Consider the following 16399-nt stretch of genomic DNA (forward strand, 5'->3'; position numbering starts at 1 on the left):
CACTGTACTTCGAGGGCCTTGCCATGTGGATCTACACCTTCCTGGACCATCAAGATCCATTGTCAGGTGTGTCCACACCACGGGGGTCACCTCATGATCTCGTGGAGAGCCCGGTGCGGTGAAAGTCGCACGCCGGGTTCGGCGGGCGGGTCCGGGAAACGGTCCTGGAGCGATCCAGGAACCGCGCCCGGGCCCGACCCGACAACCTGAGTGAGGCAGCCGAGCGTTGTGTCGCAGACCACCGCGGATGCCTGCGGGTCCTGGCGCCGGATCCAGCCCAGTCCGTCCCCCAGCCGGAGAAGTTCGAAGACCCGTCCGGCTCGCCCTGGCCGACCGGGCATCGTTTCGCCGACCGCACCCGCGCCAAGCACGCGACCGTCCACGAACTGCTGGCGGCCGGGCTCAGCCGGAGGGCGATCGGCCGCCAGCTCCGCATGACCTCGCGCACCGTCAAGCTCTTCGCCGACGCAGCCGCCCCGGAGGACCTCTTCCATGGGCAGTGGCAGGGCCGGCCGTCCAAGCTGGACGCGTTCAAGCCCTACCTGGATGACCGCTGGAACCAGGGCTGCACCAATGCCTGAACAGCGTGGGAGGAGCTTGTGCCGCTCGGCTATCAGGGCAGCTACCAGCGGGTTCGCGCCTACTTCCGGGAGAAACGGCTCTCTCCTGGCGCCGTCACAGCTCGGCCACCGTCACCCAGTGTTGTCGCCGGCTGGATCCTCCGGCGCCCCGAGACCCTCCCGGAAGTCGACCACCTTCGGCTCAAGGCCGTGCTGGTCCACTGCCCCGAACTCGACGCCCTCACCACTCACGTGCGGACCTTCGCCCAGATGCTCACCGAACGCCAGGGCGAAGGGCTGCCGCAGTGGCTCGATGCCGTCCGGCGCGACGATCTCCCCAGCCTCCACACCCTCGCCGCAGGCATCGAGCGTGACCGCGACGCCGTCATCGCCGGGCTCATCCTGCCCTGGAACTCAGGCGTGGTCGAAGGACACGTCAACCGGATCAAGATGCTCAAGCGCCAGATGTTCGGCCGGGCCGGCTTCGCTCTCCTGCGGAAGAGGGTTCTTCTGACCAGCTGACTACAGCCACCCATAGGGTGACGGGAACGAGAGAAGATGCACCATGGATCCCCGCATACCCCGCCTGCGTCGCAAGCTGGCCGCGATCCCGTTCCAACCCCTGCGCAGCCACTCCTTCGGGGAAGAGCAACACGAGTTTCGCCTCGGCCCGAAGCTGGCGGAAGCACGCGTCGCTGCGTTTGAGGCCGAGCACGACGTCGTCCTGCCCGACGCCTATCGGCAGTTCCTCACACATCTCGGCGGCTCAGGCGCGGCGCCGTTCTACGGCCTCATGCCGCTGGAGCGGTGTTCCCTGCTGGTCATGAACCCGCGTGGTGAACCAGGGACGCCCCGCGGCTTCGGCGGCACAGAACCCAGGGCCCACGGACGCGATCTCTTCCTCCACATCATCGAGATGGGCTGCACTGACGTATGCGTCATCGCCGTGACCGGTCCCCTCACTGGCCGCGTCCTCATTGGTAACGGCGACGGGTACTGGGGCCCCAACGTCTCCTCCGCCACCGACTTCCTCGACTGGTACGAACGCTGGCTCAACCACATGAGTGCCGGACGCGACAACCGTGCCCTGGAACTCACCTCACCTCGACTTCGCGCCCATCCAAACCGCCACCGCATGGCCCCGAAGATCTGACTCTCCGTAATCACTCCACGGAATGTGAGCCAGAACCTGAGTTTTTGGGAGGCACAGGGGCTCTTGCCAGGGCAGCATCGGGATGCTCTTGGTGAAAGGTGCTGGTCATGCCGCAGATGTCGAAGGTCGAGCTGTACGCGGCGATCCGGCGTGACCATCGCGATGGCATGTCGATACGGGAACTTGAGCGCAAGCACGGCGTGACCTGGCGGACAGTGCGGAAGGCGTTGGACTCGTCCTGGCCGGAGCCTTGTAAGAAGCTGCCGCCACGAGCGACCACGCTGGATCCGTACAAGCCGGTGATCAACGAGATTCTGCGGGCGGATATGGACGCGCCGCGCAAGCAGCGGCACACGGTCACCCGGAAAGCGTGTCCTACCTATTCGCCAAGAACTCGTCGAACGTACGCGGCGCACGCCCGGTCAGCTCCCGCACTGCCGTCGTCACCTCAGACATCGCGCCATCTGCCATCTCTGCGTAGAGCCGCAGAAGGTCATCTACGAACCATCCGGGTAGCCCCTGCGCTCGTAGACCCTCAGCTGCCTCCTGAGGTGTCAGATCTTGGAAGGGAATGGTGAGCTTGGCGGCGATCTCCTCATGCGTCAGCGCTTCCGGCCCGGTGAGCGCATACGTTTCGCCGTCTCGGAGCGGGTCTGTCAGCAGCACTGCGGCACAGGCGGCGACGTCGTAGGCGTCGATGTACGACACACGTCCCGCGCCGTACGGACCTTCCAGGACAGCGCTGTGGGTGAAGCCGCCCTCGCCGGTGAAGAAATTCTGCATGTAACCGGTGGGCTGCAGTGACGCCCACCGCAGGCCAGACGCCTCGAGGTACTGCTCGATCTCCCAGTGCGCGCGTACGGACAGCTTCGCGTCCGGGCCGGGTTGCCATGCCGATACCTTCACCACCCACGAGACCCCGACAGCCCGTGCCGCGTCGATGACGCCGGTCTGTTGCCGGATCATCGGCTGCTGCCCATCCACGGGAAGCGCGCCGCCACTGTTGAGCAGAAGACGGTCAACGCCCTTCAGGGCGGACATCATCGACACCGGATCGTCGAAGTCCCCGACCGCGAACTCGCAGTCCAGCTCCTTGCCCTTGCGCGCGTCCCGCACCAGCGCCCGAAAGGGCACGTCCGCCTCCGCAAGCATCCGTACCAGGTACCGGCCAATGGTGCCGGTCGCACCCGTCACAAGAATCATCCTGTCCCCACTGTCCGAGAAGGCGTCAAGAGTCCTCGCCAACATTACCGGAGGGTCCATCCGCTTACCGAGTTCAAGGACGCACCACCAAGCATGTTCATACCCGCGCTCAGAGACATTCGTCGGTGCACCTCAGCGGCTGGCCGATCTGACGGCCAGCCTGTCGCCCCGTGTTCCCGGCCACTTCGCTGCCGTCATTTCTCATCGAAATTCACAAGCCAACTGATCACCAAGTGACTCCGGGCCCCGTCGACAAACGCTGTCCCCAGAGATGAACGAAGCCAGTCGCGGCTGATCTACAGCTTCCGCGTCCACCGGGGCCGCAAAGGCGAGCCCAAGGGCTTCACCTGGCAGGACTATCGCTACCTCATCGTGCGGGCCCACAACCAGCTCAAAGGCCCCATCGTCCTGGTCTGGGACAACCTGCGCACCCACCTCATGCCGCAGATGAAGGACTTCATCGCCGCGAACGAGGACTGGCTGACCGTCTTCCACTTCCCCTCCTACGCACCCGACCTCAACCCGCAGGAAGGCATCTGGTCACTGGTGAAACGGACCATCGGCAACCTTGCCGCCGCGAACCTCGACCAGCTCGCCACCGCCGTGAAGCGCAGCCTCAGGAAGATCCAGTACCGGCTGCACCTCATCGACGGATACCTTGCCGGCGCCGACCTGGCGCTGGACACCTGATCTGGCCTGGCTATCGACCGGGATGGACCTGTGTGACCGGCAGCCTTCTCAGCCCGGGATCTTTGTCAGGCTGAGGTTGGAAGTACCGGGGGCTCTTCACCCTCACCCGCAGGGGCTTCAGAGTGCTCGGCGATCCAGGCCAGCGTCTCTGGCGAAATCACGCCATGTTCCTGTTCGTTGTTCCGCTTGGCCAGTCTCCGCAACAACTCATCGTGATCAGCCTGGAAGTGGACGAGCCGCCACCTGGCGCCATACTCCGTGACCAGCTGCTTGTAGTCGTCCCTGACCGCACGGGTGCCCAGGCCGTGATCCAGCACTACCGAACGGCCTTCCCGTAGGAGTGCGACAAGCTGTCGCCGAACGTCCTCGATCACGGGAGCCTGAAGCGCGAGGTGTTCGTACTCGGCGTGGTCCTTGCCGATCCGTCCATGCCGGGCTGTCATTTGTTCATCCACTGACAGACGGACGACACCGCCTCGTGCCAACGCCTTCGCGAAGGTGGTCTTACCTGAGCCCGGCATGCCGGTAAGTAGCCATACGACCGGCTGAGGATCACTCACCCGCCTGACCCTAGCGGTCCCGGCGCCGTGCAACGAACCGGATTCCGATCGCCTGGGAACACGATCACATCATCGCGCAAGGCATGCGGAGCACGATGAGGTGTATGCCCGACAACACCCGATCAAGTTCAGTAGTGGCCAACAGCTTCCAACTCGACCAGATCCCGCATGGCTTCGCGTTCACCGAGGCTGGTGGGCTGATCCACTACAAGTACACGATCACCTGACCGTGCCTCCGCCCAACGCGGGCCCCTGGGGTGACTCGTGGCTCAGCTTCGGCTGCGCCTATGCGGACGTCAGGCTCGGCGTGAGTATCTACACCAGCGGCTCCTGGAGCGGCGTGCAGCCCCGCAACGTCCCCGACAACGGCGACCGCCTTGCCGAGAAGCTGCCGCCCGGCACCCGGAAGGTCCTCATCGGCCGCATGAAGACGGCTGCCGCCGACTCGGCGGACGACGTGCCGGTCAGCTGGCTCCTGGAATACCTCGGGACCTGACCCGCTCCGATGGTGCCCCGGCCTACCCACTCACCGGGGCACCGTTGCACACGGCCACCCGGACGTCCGCGCAGGCAATGCAGCGCGGGTCGTAGATAGTGCCGCGCCCGGCGTTGCCGGAGCCACTGCACTCGGCACACCTGCCGTCAGCAGCCCAGACCGGCCCAACAGGCCAGAGGTGCGAGCACCAGCGCGCGCGGCCCCGCCGACGCGCGAGAAGGGACTGGCCGGCCGCCGATCCCCGAAGCGCTCCGCCCGCCCCGCCCCCACCCTCTCCATTTCGGTAGTTCGGGCGGCAAGGGGGTGCGCAGAGGGGATGTCAGCACCCCAACCACGCCTCTACAGGCATGGTGACCTGCACGAACACCCGACGCATGTGGGATGGATCGGTGCCGATCACCAGCTGAACCGCTGCCCCACATGGCTGCGGCGCCTCCCAGTGGGAGGCGCCGCTGTCGTTCTATCCGGGTTACGTCACATCACGCTGCGCGCTGTCCCTCCTGGTCGCGCAACAGGGTCACCGATGCGAACTCTTTCTCCTCGGCCCGCCGGGCCATTTCCTGGTGGGCCTTTACCCATTTGCCGATGTCCTTCGACCGGGTCGGGTCGTCGCGCAGGGCCCGGACGGCGGCGGAGAGCCACCGTTCGAGTTCCGTTTCTCCCTGTACGTAGCAGGCTTGCAGGAAGGCGAGGGCCTGCGGGGGGTCCACGGGCAGTGCGTCCCCGGCGATGATGCGGCGGGCGGTGGTCTTGGGGAGCATCCCGGTCCCGGCCATCGACTCCATCTCGCCGGGAGTCGGGTAGCCGGCCCACACATGCTGGTGGCGCAGCGCGCGGAGGAAGCCCGCGGTGTCCGAGAGCAGGGTGGGGTCGGGTGCCTTGTGGACGTAGTACGGCGCTCGGGTGGCCCGGCGGGCCCTGACCCACAGTTCGTGGCCGCGGGTCAGGAGCACCTCGGGTCCGAAGACGTCCTTCTCTGTGAGGGTCACGGTGATGAACTGCTCGACGGTGTCCCAGGCGGGCACGGTCGAGCCGGAGGCGGCGCGCTCGAAGGTGGCCTTCGAGAGCCGGCCGTCCTGGGACATCTGGCTGTAGGTCAGGTCGGCTGCACGGCGGCGTTCGCGGAGGTACTCCGCGAGCTCCGCGCGTGCGGGAACGGTCTGGTCCACGTTGTTCTCGGGGCGTCCCACGGCGGCCGCCTCAGTCGTCCGAGCTGAAGTACGCGCGGGCGAACCGGCCGATCCGGCTGCCGTTGCGGCCTCCGGTCACGACCACGAGGACGACTCCGGCGCCGATGGCGCCAGCGCCCGCCAGGAGCAGCAGGACGTCCTGGACGGTCATCGCGTCGGGGGCGAGGAACGCGGCGGTGGCGATGGACGCGATGATCACCAGTGCGTGTGGCATGGCGAACCGGCCGCTCATCGTGATGGTGGTGGTGTCGGCCGACGCCGACTCGATGGTCGCGGTGCTCGCCGCGACGATGGGCTTTTTGCCCATGACAGGGTCTCCCTAACTACCGCCCGGCGACCGTGAGATCGCCGGACGGTGCTACTTGGCTCCAACCGGAAAGCCCGTGTTGTGCGGTCTTCGGGAGTTGGCGCTCCCTGCGCACACGTGGACTGCTGGGGCAAGTTTCCCAGGCTCGTAAGGGGTCCTGAGAGGGCGGTTCGTGAGCTGATGTCTGTTTCTGGGTGAGGCTGGGGCAGGGGTGCTGGTCACGGTGCTCGGCCGGCTACTGCTTCCGGGTGAAGCTGCCAGTGTCGGCTTCGGTGAGGATATCGAGCTTGACCAGGCGTTTCAGTTTGGCGCGGGTGCCCTCGATGTTCTTCGGCAGTAGTTCGTGGTCGAGGGCTTCGCAGACGTCCCGGGCCCGCAGTGGGCCGGTCGCGTCGTTGAAGACGCCGAGGATGCGGGGGTAGTCCGGGTGTTCGGGCAGGTCCGGCGGGGCGGCCGGGAGCCGGTCAGCGAGGCCGGTGACGGTCGTCCGTGTGATCGCGAGGTGTTCGAGGTGGGTCTCGGTCTCGCGTAGCCGGGCGTGCAGTTCGTCGATCTGGGTGCGGAGGTCGTCGGCCAGGGCTCGGGCGGCGTGCTCCTGGATGCCGAGTGCGTGAAGGAGGGGCTGGAGGTTCACGCGGTCACCGTCTGCGGTTCGCGCCAGGTGGGGGTGTTCTCGCCGGTGAGGCGGCGGGCCATGACGTGGGTCATGGCCCAGTGGACGCGGGAGGCGGAGGAGGCCGGGTGGTGCTCGTAGTCGCGGACCAGGCGCCGGTGCAGTATCAGGATCCCGTAGGTCTGCTCGATCCTCCACCTCTTCGGCTGCGGCACGAACCCCGTCTCCTGCGGGTTGCGTTGGACAATCTCGACATCGATGCCCAGGCCGGCTCCATGCGCGACGACCTGGTTCTTGAAACCCTGGTCGACAAGGGCCTTCTCGACGGTTCCGCCGGTGTGTTCGGCGACCTGGTCCAGCAGGACGACGCCCGCGGTGTTGTCGTGCGCGCTCGCGGCGAGGACGACCACCGCGATGACCAGGCCGAGCACGTCCACGGCCAGGCCCCGCTTGCGGCCCGGGACCCGTTTCGCCGGATCCCGGCCGGTTGTGGAGGCGGGGACCCCGGCGGCAGCGTGGACACTCTGGGTGTCAAGGACCACCAGGGTCGGGTCCTCTGATCGGCGGGCCTTCTCACGGACCTGGCAGCGCAGTAGCTCGTGGATGACCTGGTCGGTCCCGTCGTCCCGCCAGGCGGCGAAGTAGTAGTACGTCGCGCTCTTCGGCGGCAGATCGTGCGGGAGGTAGGTCCACTGGCAGCCGGTCCGGCCCTGGTAGAGGATCGCGTTCACGATCTCTCGCATCGCATAGGCGCCCTGGTGGCCGCTGACCGAGCGGTGCCGGTCCTTCCACGCCGTGATCACCGGCTCGATCAACGCCCACTGCCCATCCGATAAGTCACTCGGGTACGGCTTACGTTCAGTCACCTCATCACACCAGCAGATCAGCGACCGGGAACCGGCGGATTCAGACCACACCCACACCATCAGGCGACACCAGAACCACCCGAAGACTCACGAACCGCCCTCTGAGGGGAGGTCAGCCACTTGTCTCACCAACGTGCCAATGGAACCTCGATGCCGAACTTGTCCATCAAGGACGCGATGTATCGGGCCGGCGGGGCACCACGAGGCCGTGGCATGGCTCTGCAGCGCAGGTCAGAGCACCGCGCGACGCCTGCCACGACAGAATGACAACCCCCCAATGCGAACAAAAGGGATGTCCGGGGAGGGGAGGCGCAGGCCATAGGGCCTGGCTGCGCAGGCTGCGGGCCGTAGCGGGGCAAGCCGTGCCGCTTGCGTTTGCCGTACCACGCAGTACAGGGCGCACCGGCCCGGTGCCATGGAGCTGACCTGCGTTGATTCAATTTCGCGCCCGCCCATTTCGGCGTGATCGCCACTCTCCAGGCACACTCATCTCCAGAAAGGCGCGCGTTCCCAGTAGGGACCGCCCTTGCCCTGATTGCTACTGGCTCCAACCGGCGCACCAGGGATTACGGGTCCGGATGTTGGCGCATCCGCCCGAGTGAAGCCGATCGCCATGCCCTCTCCGGGCAGGCATCGGCTTCACCTGCACCAACGGCCATTTCACAGCGACCACCCCCAACGGCCCTCTCCCCGGACCCCGGGCAGGACGCGAGCACCACGGCGGCCGGCAGACCGCGCGCTGCCGCCGGCTGCTCACCAGTCCCGAGTCGAGCGCCACAGGCACTCACAAGTCGCCATGCGGCAATCTGGCGGCCGAACTCAACCACCCTGGATGGGAGACCTGAGGAGACTGACAGGCGCTCAGAATGGCGTACAGGGCCGTTCTAGGCGGCGAAACCGATGTTGGTGACGTACTCGTACTGGCCCCACTGGGATCCGAGGTCGACGATGACGTCCTCCCAGGCGTCGTCCAGGCCCTGGTGGTCACCGGCCGCCCAGGCCTCGACTATGCGGTCCCAGCGGCGGACGTTCATCGCGCGGTACTCCACCAGCCGCTGGAGCGGACGCGGCACCTGCGACTGGTTCAGCGGGTGAATCTCCACCCGCGTCCCGCCGGCGGCATTCAGGCGTCGCAGGAGGTGCCGGGCGACGTTGTGGCGGCGGACCTGGCGGTAGGCGGCGTCGATGCGTTCCAGGTTGGCGGTCGACGGCCGGCGCTTCTCGTCCAGCCATGCCTTCAGCGTGCGGTCGGTCACCGTGAGTCCGGCGTCCCTGGCCGCCCTGCGGCTGTGCTCGGTCCGGGTCAGGTAGTGCAGCCGCGCCATCAGACCGCGCTTCACGGTCACTGGGGTAACGATGCCGTCCGCCAGCTCGTCGAGCTTGCGTGCGACGGCGTCACTGCCCTTGATGCCCCGGGCGCCGAACTTCCCGAAGTCGATGGTCTTATCCGGCACTTCACACCCCACCTTTTTTGGGTCGAACTCCGCTGCTGGCAGCGGTAGTTGAGATTCCACGGTATGCGGTTCTATCAGAGGTTATGTGTTGCTTTCCCCAGCAACCGATGTTCGTTTTGGCTGCTGAAGCGCCCAGAACTCCGCATGGCCCCCTTCTCGATGACGCAGCCCTTCCCTGCTGCCCCACCCTGGCCCGAGAAAGGGAGCTGAGATAGGCGGGGCCATACAGGACGGGGTGCGGAGGTACCGGAGCCGAACGGCCCCCCAGGGCCGGGCGGCGAAACCCCCCACCGACACCAGCCACTCCTCCGCTGCCTTGAACGTCACGGTCAGCACCACCCGAGACGCAGCTCCTTAGGACAAGGTTCTTTAGGTGTCTCATTAGTCTCAACTGATGCCAGTTCGGAGATCTTTGGTCTGTTAGGTTCCAGCACTCCTAGTTGTCTCGCAGGTGGGTTGGGATGGACTACTTCTTCGCCTCGGTTGACAAGGTCCGGCGCTTCTACGAGGCCCCGGGCGGTGTCGATCTGGAGGTCCGTACGTACGTCGAGCGTCCGGGGGCCGTACGCGAGGGCACCCCGTTCTTCCTGGGGCCGGACATGCGGCCGGTGGAGCCGCTGTGCTCGTTCTTCTTCGATCTGTCGAAGTCGCTGGTGGCCAAGACGCTCGCGGACTACACGTACGACGTCCTCGACCTGGTCGACTTCCTGGGGCAACTGGAGCCGCCGACGGACCTGCTGTCAGCGACCGAGGACGATCTGATCGCCTACCGCGACGACCGCACCCTGCACCAGGAGGTGCCGATCTCGGCGGCGACCTGGCAGCGGCGCCGGGCGGCGATCAACAACTTCTACGACTGGGCCGTCTACAACGGGTTGCTGGACCGCCGCCCGTATTACCGCCGCCGCAACGGCCGTGACGTGCTGGCCTGGGGCAGTACGACCGAGCTGGACGTTCGCCACCTGTCGTTCGCCCAGTGGCGGTTCCTGAAGCAGGTGGGCCTGCGCGGGCTGCTGCCCGACGACCGCACGGACCGGTCCTTCCGCGGCTCGGCTCCGCTGCGCAATAGCTCGGCGGGCGAGCTCGCGGTGACGACCGGGATGCGGCTGCGGGAGTTCACCAGCTTGCTGGACATCGAGGTCGGACCGCCCCGCCGGGACGCCTCCCCTGCAGAGGTGAAGCTGCAGGCGATCGCGAAGTACGGGCTGCCTCGGACCGTGTCGATCCAGGACGCGACCCTGCGTGAGCTCGACCTCTACCGCCGCACCGAGCGGGCCGCGGTGGTGCGGAAGGCAGCCGGGAACCTGCACCGCCGACGCGAGGACTGGTTCGTCGTCGACAACGTCGACCTGCGGCAGATGCGGCTGGGCGGCGTCTGGCGAGGCCGCCGACGGAGCTTCCGCATCGCACAGATGCCGGCCCCGCTTCGCAGGATCACGATGATCGAGGAAGACCACGGGCTGGAGCCGATGGCCCTGTTCGTGGGCCGAGGAGGGCAGATGCCCAGCAAACAGCGTTGGGAACAGGTCTTCGAGGAGGCCCACACCCGCACGCTGCGGATCAGCGAGGAACGGACGGGATTCCGTCCGGGGCCTCACTTTCCGGGAGTGCCGAGATTCGAGGTTCGGGCCTTCCCGGAGTCCCGATGAACCACCGTGCGAGAACGGCTGGTTGCTACGCCCCCGTGACCGTGACGTCGCCGCCCTCGCTGCGGGCCCTGACCTTGCTGGGGGAGGCGTCGTCGATGGTCACGTCGACCTTGCGGTTACCGCCGGCCGTGGTGGCGTCGACGGCGTACGGGCCCTTGGGGAGCTTGACGGTCACATTGCCGCCGCCGCTCTCGGCGCTGACGCTGAGGGGAGCCGAGCCGAACGACACGTCGACGTTGCCGCCGCCGGTCTTGGCCAGGACGGTGCCGCCGAGGCCGGTGCCGGTGACGTTGCCGCCACCCGTGCTGGCGTCAATTTGTACGCCGGCGGGGACCTCGACGCGGTAGAACACGGAGCACTTGGAGGAGGAGCCCCCGCAGGCGCTCGCCTTGAGGACGAGCTTCCCGCCCGAGACGGAGTGCTCGGTCTTCGGCTTGGCATTGCTGTACTCCAGCGTCTCGGTCACCTTGACCGAGGTGCCGGTGCCGGTGACGATCTCTATGTCGCCGCCGCGATTGTCGATGGCGACACCGGTGACCTCCTCGGTCACTTCGTACGACGACTGCTCGGTGCTGGCGGCGGACCAGCCAGCACCCCCGGACCCGCCAGCACCCCCGGACCCGCCAGCACCCCCGGACCCGTCGCATCCGGTGGTCACGACCGCTGCGGTTGCCACGGCCACCGCGCACACGACGATCCTCTTGAGGCTCCTGCTGTACGTAGTCACGAGGATCTACCTTTCTACCTTGCTGCGGGTGAGCGACTGTGCGGGTGACCTGCCGTGGGGCCTTGACCCCGAATCCTGGGGCTATGCGGCTTTGGCCAGCGTAGTTGATGTTGCTGCGGTGGCTGTTTCGTAGGCGATCGGGCTTCGGTGTCCGAGGCGGGAGTGACGCCGTCGTGAAGCTTCCCCTTGACCGTGGACACCTGGAGACTGGGACGTGTGGTTCCAGAGGAAGTAGTGCCAGGTGGGAAGTAAGTACACGAAGCGGTACTCGGCGGAGTACCGGCGGGACGCGATAGCGCTCGTCCGTTCTTTCGGCAGGACGGTGACCCAGGTCACCCGGGAGCTCGGCGTCAGCCCGGAGAGTCTGCGCAACTGGGTCCGCCGCGATCAGGTCGCCCGCGGCGAGGGCGCCCCGGGCGAGCTGACCAGTGCCGAACGCGAGGAACTCAAGCGCCTCCGCAGGCAGAACCGTGAGCAGCAGCAGACGATCGAGATCTTGAAAAAAGCGACGGCCTTCTTCGTGAAGGAGAGCGACCGGTGAGCGAGCTGTACCGGTTCATCCACGCGGAGAAGGCCAATCACCCCGTCACGCTGTTGTGCCGGGCGGTGAAGGTCGCCCGTTCCTCCTAGCGCGTGCCCACTCTGTGGGCCCGACCGTGAGCTGGGTCTCCTCGACAGCTGATCAGCGGGGGTTTGGGGGCGGCGTCCGAACATGGTCGGTCTCCGCTTCCCCGCTGCCCGGCCACAGGAGAGACGAGCACGTTATCGTGAACTCTCCGATGCCTTAGTTCATGATCATGCAGGAGCGCCCGCGTGCCCGAGGACCCTATTGCCCACAGCGAGCACGCTGCCCTGACTCGACGTTTCGAAGAGGTCGCGGACAAGCACGACCGCGAGTTCGGGATCATCAAGTCCGACCTCACTGCGGTACGTCTCCAGATCGGCAACCTCGACCAGAAGGTCGAAGCCCTCGACGAGAAGATCGACCGCAACCAGGCTCAGATCATCGAGCTGCTCACGCAGCTGGTCGGCCGCCGCCCCGAAGCCAGCTGACCCGCCCGGCCGGACCTCAGAGGACGTCTGGTTCATGTAGTTCGTGGGTGATTGTGCGTTTCGCCAGGTTGGGGTGGTTTCGCCGGTTGCTCGTTTGGCGAGGGTGGAGATTGTGGCGAGGCGGATCATGCTTTCGGAGTGCTCGGGTTTGGTCTCGTAGTCGCGGGCGAGCCGGCGGTGCATCATGATCCATCCGAGGCTCCGTTCTACGACCCATCGGCGGGGCAGCGTTCGGGGTCTGGCACGCCCAGATCTGGACGTTGTCACCGTCGTTGTGGGTATTGCCCGCGTCCAGGCACATCTCCTCACGCCTGCCGATCGTGTCGGCGACCTTGACCTGACCCTCGTCGATCACGAACTTCTGGTTGGCGTTGCCGAGGCAACGCCAGATCTGCCTGTCCATCGGCGACCGGGACAAGTGGGACACCGGGTGGCAGCGCTGCTACCGACTGGTCCAGAACCACGTCCAGGTCGGCGACACGCTCCCGGAGGCTGCGGGCGACGTCGCGTCGTCCAGGGCGAGGACCTCGGACGGTGGATCCCGGCGCAGCGCTTCGGGTGGGAGCAGCTGCTGCCGGTAAAGCAGTGGCTGCTGGAGAACAAGGTCACACCGGTCGGGGAGGAGGAGCGGCCGGTGAAGCGGACGCAGGACACCATGTGGGCCCTCAATCTCGCGGCGGCACGGCAGTTCCACGCCCGTGAAGGGCACCTGCGAGTCCCCCGCAAGCATGCCGAGCAGCTGGAGGCGCTGTCGGGCCGTCAGGGCGGTGCTGACGGGCCCCTGGTGGTGAGGCTCGGGACGTGGCTCGACAACGTCCGCAAACGCGCCGCGAAACTCCCCGGGCAGCGCCGGGCGGATCTCGATCAGCTCAGGATGCGCTGGTAGAAGCCGTCCGGGTGGCCAACCGAGACCTGGTCAGACGGTTCAGCAGGGCGTGACCGAGTGATTGCCCCTTCCGCTCGCCCACCGGCGCGGCCGGCTCGATGTTCTCCGCAGAACGTTTCCTTGGCCCTCTCGGCTCAGGTCCCGACGTCGAACGTGATGGAGCGGTCGTCCATGTCCACCGTGCTGTCGTCCCCGCTGAACTGGAAGCCGCCGGTCTTGACCGCGCCGGTCAGGGCGACGGTGTAGGGGCCGGGGGGCAGGTCGGCAAGGGCGTATTCGCGGGTGAAGGACATCGGGTAGGGCGGCTTGACCCCCTTGGCCTTGATCTCCTCGGTGCTGATTACCGCTCCGTCGGGACCGGTGAGGGTCAGCGTTCCGGTCACGCGCGGAACGGTGCGGTCGACCAGACTGTGTTTCTCCTTGATCCAGGTTCCGAAGTCGGGCCAGGACGTCCCGTCCTTGTAGTACGACGTGGCGTCGAGTGTGACGACGGCCTTCTGGTAGTCGTCCCCGTCCCAGCCCAGGGGCAGGGACAGCCGGAAGTCCACCCTGCTGGAGGCGGATTTGCGGACGGAGTCGCCGGATTCGGGGCTGGCGAAGGACTTGTACACGTCCGGGTCCTCCAGCCTCACGCCGGTGTTGATCCAGCTGATCGCGCCGAGCGCGCCGGGCTTCCACGCGTGCAGGTAGGGGACCGCGCCGATCTTCCGGCGGCGGGCCGTGCCGGGCAGGTGGGTGCGCCCGTCCTGGTCGGTCGCCCTCTCGTACTTGGCCGCGGTGATCTGCCTGTCGAGTTCCTCGAAGGCTTCACGGCCATCTTGCTGCTGGTCCGGCGTGGGCTTCGCCTCGATGGAGATCTCCAGCGACTGGACCTCGCTGCCCTTCACCGTGAACACCCAGGTCGAGGGGAAGGAGTGTTCGTGCAGGGCGGCGAACCCGGTCAGGGTGAGGCCGTCGTCGCTCTGGGCCGTCGCCGCGAACCGGATCCTGTTGGTCAGCAGGTTCTCGAGCCCGCCGCGGCTCTGACCGCTGGTGCACCAGAAGTCGGGGCGCACGACGTGGTTCAGGGGCTCCCTGTCCAGGTCGTCGAGGGCGTTCAGTGCGCTGACGAAGGCGTGCACGGGCGGCTGGGCCAGGTTCTCGGCAGCAATCATGCCCCGCAGCCTTTCATCGGCATTCCGTCCTTTTTGTACGGCGCGCGGGCGGCTATCGGGCCAGTCCCCGGTGGAGGGCGAAGCAGTCCGAGCCGCCAGATCCAGTCGGCGACCTGCCGGTCCCGGTATGCCTGAGCCCGACAGACGTCGTCGCAGTACCGCCGATGGGCCGACTCCCCCGTGTGCGGCCGGGCCCCGCAGGAATCGCAGAAACGTACGCGGGCCATACCTCCAGGGTCGCGCGCGACGGTGTCCAGCGCGCCCGGCCACACCAGCCCGGATCCACGCCCGGCCAGGGCACCAGGCCCGGCCCGCGCGAGGCCCCGCCGTCGCGCGAGAGGGACTTGCCGGCCGCCGATCCCCGAAGCGCTCCGCCCGCCCCGCCCCCACCCTCTCCATTTCGGCAGTTCGGGCGGCAAGGGGGTGCGCAGAGGGGATGTCAGCACCTCGACCACGCCTCTACAGGCATGGTGACCTGTACAAACGCCCGACGCCGTGGAGAGAGGGGGCAGCAGGTAGTGCAGGGGATACCGCAAGGGATCGTGCGTGGGATGACGCAGGAGATCCCAGGCCCGAGGACCCGCCGGCCCTTTGGCGGTCGGGGCGCGGGGCCGACCGGTAGCGCTGGTTTTGGTCGTCCCGAACATCCGTTTCCTGTTTTCGATCAGTCGAGGTCGGCGCTGGCCAGGGTGACCGCGAGCGCGATGTGGGGAACGGCGCTCAGGATCGTGCCCACCGCACGGAGACCTTGCTCCTCCCACGGCAGCGTCCTCGGGGCCGACGGGCAGCTGCATCATGCCGCCTGCGGAGAAATCCGAGCAGTAGACTTGATCTTCATGAGTGCCACGTCACGACGAGTCCCTGGGGAAATGGCCCTGGGGCCGTTGATGCGCTGCTACGGGTATCGCTTCACTCGGGCCGGAACAGTCAAGGGAGTTGAGCCATCTGGCGATCCCGCAGACGTTTCGGCAGCTCACCGCGAGGGGTGGCCGGTGCATGAGCGCGAACAGTGGGCTGTGCCTGAGATCGTCGAGCGTGCCGTCTCAGCGGCCGCAGTGCTGAATGAGGATGCGGTGCTCCCGGCGTTCGTCGCCGGGTTGGGGTCCGCCCCGCGCGGGCGTCAGACGGTGATCTCCTACGGATGGGCGCGCTTCCTCAGCACGGCTCCGCGAGACGAAGACGGTGTCCCTGATTGCGGTCTGAAGCCAGTGTCCGAGGTCGACGTCACAGAAGTGCTGCTGCGTCTCGCACTCGGCTGGGCGTGGAACGAGATACCGGAGCACTATCTGCCGGACCTGGAAGCCGCCGCAGCAGAAGGGCTGCCTCGGCCGGAAGAGGACGACCGCGAACGGATGCGCGCGTTGCTCGGTCTCATCCGCTCAGCGCCGACGGGGATGAGACCGAGCGAGCTGGAGAAGGAGGTCGCGCGGGCGAAGATCGTGCCCGGTACTGACAAGTATCAGCGATACGGCATCCTCATCGGACTTGCCGAGATCGGGGTGCTTCCCAGCCCAGCCCTGCCGCCGATGTGGGACCGATTCATCCCCACCGCCGAGAGGCACTCAGCATCCCGCAGACTACGCGGCGCACCACGCTCGGACATCACGGCGCCACTCGCAGGATGGCGTGGAGGCATCGACGAACAACGAGCCTCATGGCTGCTGGACACATGAGAGCAGCAGGACGTCGCCAGGAACGTCGTGAGCACTAGGGGTCCCAGTAGTTCTCGCCGAAAGGACAACGCTAACTTGATCTTTAACCTCGCGGTCCGAACGAGTCCTCGTACTTGATCACTCAGACTAGTAACTGCCGTACATGCGGGCGGCCTTCGGCTGAGC

At 66.8% G+C, this 16399-nt stretch carries 20 protein-coding genes and 1 pseudogene; 11 read left to right on the forward strand and 10 right to left on the reverse strand.

The features are described 5' to 3' along the window. The first annotated feature begins 434 nt into the window (after nt 1–434). Genes ACFV8T_RS44535 through ACFV8T_RS44545 form a run of 3 tightly spaced genes read left to right on the forward strand, consistent with a single transcriptional unit; the run spans nt 435 to nt 1713 of the window. Nucleotides 435–581 carry a hypothetical protein gene (locus ACFV8T_RS44535; RefSeq protein WP_385339373.1) on the forward strand — a complete coding sequence of 49 codons (147 nt, stop codon included), beginning with the start codon at nt 435–437 and terminating at the stop codon, nt 579–581. An 18-nt stretch (nt 582–599) separates the two neighbouring features. Beyond that, nucleotides 600–1082: a transposase gene (locus ACFV8T_RS44540; RefSeq protein WP_385339375.1), complete on the forward strand. Its 483-nt coding sequence runs from the start codon at nt 600–602 to the stop codon at nt 1080–1082. Between the two features lie 43 nt (nt 1083–1125). After that, nucleotides 1126–1713: an SMI1/KNR4 family protein gene (locus tag ACFV8T_RS44545; protein WP_383769301.1), complete on the forward strand. Its 588-nt coding sequence runs from the start codon at nt 1126–1128 to the stop codon at nt 1711–1713. Nucleotides 1714–2088: 375 nt separating this feature from the next. Here ACFV8T_RS44545 and ACFV8T_RS44550 read toward each other — a convergent pair whose 3' ends face one another. Continuing rightward, on the reverse strand, nt 2089–2916 hold the full coding sequence (locus ACFV8T_RS44550) for an SDR family oxidoreductase (protein ID WP_385339378.1): 828 nt from the start codon (nt 2914–2916) through the stop codon (nt 2089–2091). Nucleotides 2917–3288: 372 nt separating this feature from the next. Here ACFV8T_RS44550 and ACFV8T_RS44555 point away from each other — a divergent pair, with 372 nt between their 5' ends. Next, nucleotides 3289–3606 carry a transposase gene (locus ACFV8T_RS44555; RefSeq protein ID WP_385339381.1) on the forward strand — a complete coding sequence of 106 codons (318 nt, stop codon included), beginning with the start codon at nt 3289–3291 and terminating at the stop codon, nt 3604–3606. Between the two features lie 65 nt (nt 3607–3671). On the opposite strand, the gene ACFV8T_RS44560 is transcribed toward ACFV8T_RS44555, so the two are convergent. Next, nucleotides 3672–4166 (reverse strand): ATP-binding protein, encoded by a 495-nt coding sequence (locus tag ACFV8T_RS44560; protein WP_358952448.1) that lies wholly within the window; start codon nt 4164–4166, stop codon nt 3672–3674. Nucleotides 4167–4270: 104 nt separating this feature from the next. Here ACFV8T_RS44560 and ACFV8T_RS44565 point away from each other — a divergent pair, with 104 nt between their 5' ends. After that, nucleotides 4271–4393 carry a hypothetical protein gene (locus ACFV8T_RS44565; RefSeq protein WP_385339384.1) on the forward strand — a complete coding sequence of 41 codons (123 nt, stop codon included), beginning with the start codon at nt 4271–4273 and terminating at the stop codon, nt 4391–4393. 2 nt (nt 4394–4395) lie between these two features. Next, nucleotides 4396–4662 (forward strand): hypothetical protein, encoded by a 267-nt coding sequence (locus ACFV8T_RS44570; protein ID WP_385339386.1) that lies wholly within the window; start codon nt 4396–4398, stop codon nt 4660–4662. 479 nt (nt 4663–5141) lie between these two features. On the opposite strand, the gene ACFV8T_RS44575 is transcribed toward ACFV8T_RS44570, so the two are convergent. The 5 genes from ACFV8T_RS44575 to ACFV8T_RS44595 all read right to left on the reverse strand — a co-directional run bounded on the left by ACFV8T_RS44575 (nt 5142) and on the right by ACFV8T_RS44595 (nt 9092). Beyond that, nucleotides 5142–5852 carry a helix-turn-helix domain-containing protein gene (locus ACFV8T_RS44575; RefSeq protein ID WP_385339388.1) on the reverse strand — a complete coding sequence of 237 codons (711 nt, stop codon included), beginning with the start codon at nt 5850–5852 and terminating at the stop codon, nt 5142–5144. A gap of 10 nt (nt 5853–5862) precedes the next feature. Beyond that, entirely contained in the window at nt 5863–6159 is a 297-nt protein-coding gene (locus ACFV8T_RS44580) for a hypothetical protein (protein WP_385339390.1), read from the reverse strand. 235 nt (nt 6160–6394) lie between these two features. Further along, complete coding sequence (locus tag ACFV8T_RS44585; RefSeq protein ID WP_385339393.1) at nt 6395–6793, reverse strand: hypothetical protein; 399 nt, start codon at nt 6791–6793, stop codon at nt 6395–6397. Continuing rightward, nucleotides 6790–7638: an IS5 family transposase gene (locus tag ACFV8T_RS44590; protein ID WP_385339396.1), complete on the reverse strand. Its 849-nt coding sequence runs from the start codon at nt 7636–7638 to the stop codon at nt 6790–6792. The genes ACFV8T_RS44585 and ACFV8T_RS44590 overlap by 4 nt, the downstream gene beginning before the upstream one ends. A gap of 884 nt (nt 7639–8522) precedes the next feature. Beyond that, nucleotides 8523–9092 (reverse strand): transcriptional regulator, encoded by a 570-nt coding sequence (locus ACFV8T_RS44595; RefSeq protein WP_385339399.1) that lies wholly within the window; start codon nt 9090–9092, stop codon nt 8523–8525. A 461-nt stretch (nt 9093–9553) separates the two neighbouring features. On the opposite strand from ACFV8T_RS44595, the gene ACFV8T_RS44600 reads away from it, so the two are divergent. After that, nucleotides 9554–10741 carry a site-specific integrase gene (locus ACFV8T_RS44600; RefSeq protein WP_385339401.1) on the forward strand — a complete coding sequence of 396 codons (1188 nt, stop codon included), beginning with the start codon at nt 9554–9556 and terminating at the stop codon, nt 10739–10741. A 25-nt stretch (nt 10742–10766) separates the two neighbouring features. Here ACFV8T_RS44600 and ACFV8T_RS44605 read toward each other — a convergent pair whose 3' ends face one another. After that, on the reverse strand, nt 10767–11468 hold the full coding sequence (locus tag ACFV8T_RS44605; RefSeq protein WP_385339404.1) for a hypothetical protein: 702 nt from the start codon (nt 11466–11468) through the stop codon (nt 10767–10769). A 241-nt stretch (nt 11469–11709) separates the two neighbouring features. Here ACFV8T_RS44605 and ACFV8T_RS44610 point away from each other — a divergent pair, with 241 nt between their 5' ends. Both ACFV8T_RS44610 and ACFV8T_RS44615 read left to right on the forward strand, forming a co-directional pair. Continuing rightward, nucleotides 11710–12009, forward strand: a complete 300-nt coding sequence (locus tag ACFV8T_RS44610; protein WP_385339407.1) for a transposase — start codon at nt 11710–11712, stop codon at nt 12007–12009. A 272-nt stretch (nt 12010–12281) separates the two neighbouring features. Next, nucleotides 12282–12521, forward strand: a complete 240-nt coding sequence (locus ACFV8T_RS44615; protein WP_385339418.1) for a hypothetical protein — start codon at nt 12282–12284, stop codon at nt 12519–12521. 60 nt (nt 12522–12581) lie between these two features. Here ACFV8T_RS44615 and ACFV8T_RS44620 read toward each other — a convergent pair. Continuing rightward, a pseudogene (locus tag ACFV8T_RS44620) lies at nt 12582–12743 on the reverse strand (IS5/IS1182 family transposase); the annotation flags it as partial. 412 nt (nt 12744–13155) lie between these two features. Here ACFV8T_RS44620 and ACFV8T_RS44625 point away from each other — a divergent pair. Further along, complete coding sequence (locus ACFV8T_RS44625; RefSeq protein ID WP_385339410.1) at nt 13156–13407, forward strand: helicase associated domain-containing protein; 252 nt, start codon at nt 13156–13158, stop codon at nt 13405–13407. Between the two features lie 134 nt (nt 13408–13541). On the opposite strand, the gene ACFV8T_RS44630 is transcribed toward ACFV8T_RS44625, so the two are convergent. Continuing rightward, a complete protein-coding gene (locus ACFV8T_RS44630; protein ID WP_385339412.1) occupies nt 13542–14561 on the reverse strand; it encodes a hypothetical protein in 1020 nt (339 codons plus the stop codon). 992 nt (nt 14562–15553) lie between these two features. Between ACFV8T_RS44630 and ACFV8T_RS44635 the strand changes: the two genes are divergently transcribed. Next, on the forward strand, nt 15554–16234 hold the full coding sequence (locus tag ACFV8T_RS44635) for a hypothetical protein (RefSeq protein WP_385339415.1): 681 nt from the start codon (nt 15554–15556) through the stop codon (nt 16232–16234). The last annotated feature ends 165 nt before the right edge of the window (nt 16235–16399 follow it).

Source organism: Streptomyces sp. NPDC059832, from assembly GCF_042731715.1.
GTDB lineage: Bacteria > Actinomycetota > Actinomycetes > Streptomycetales > Streptomycetaceae > Streptomyces.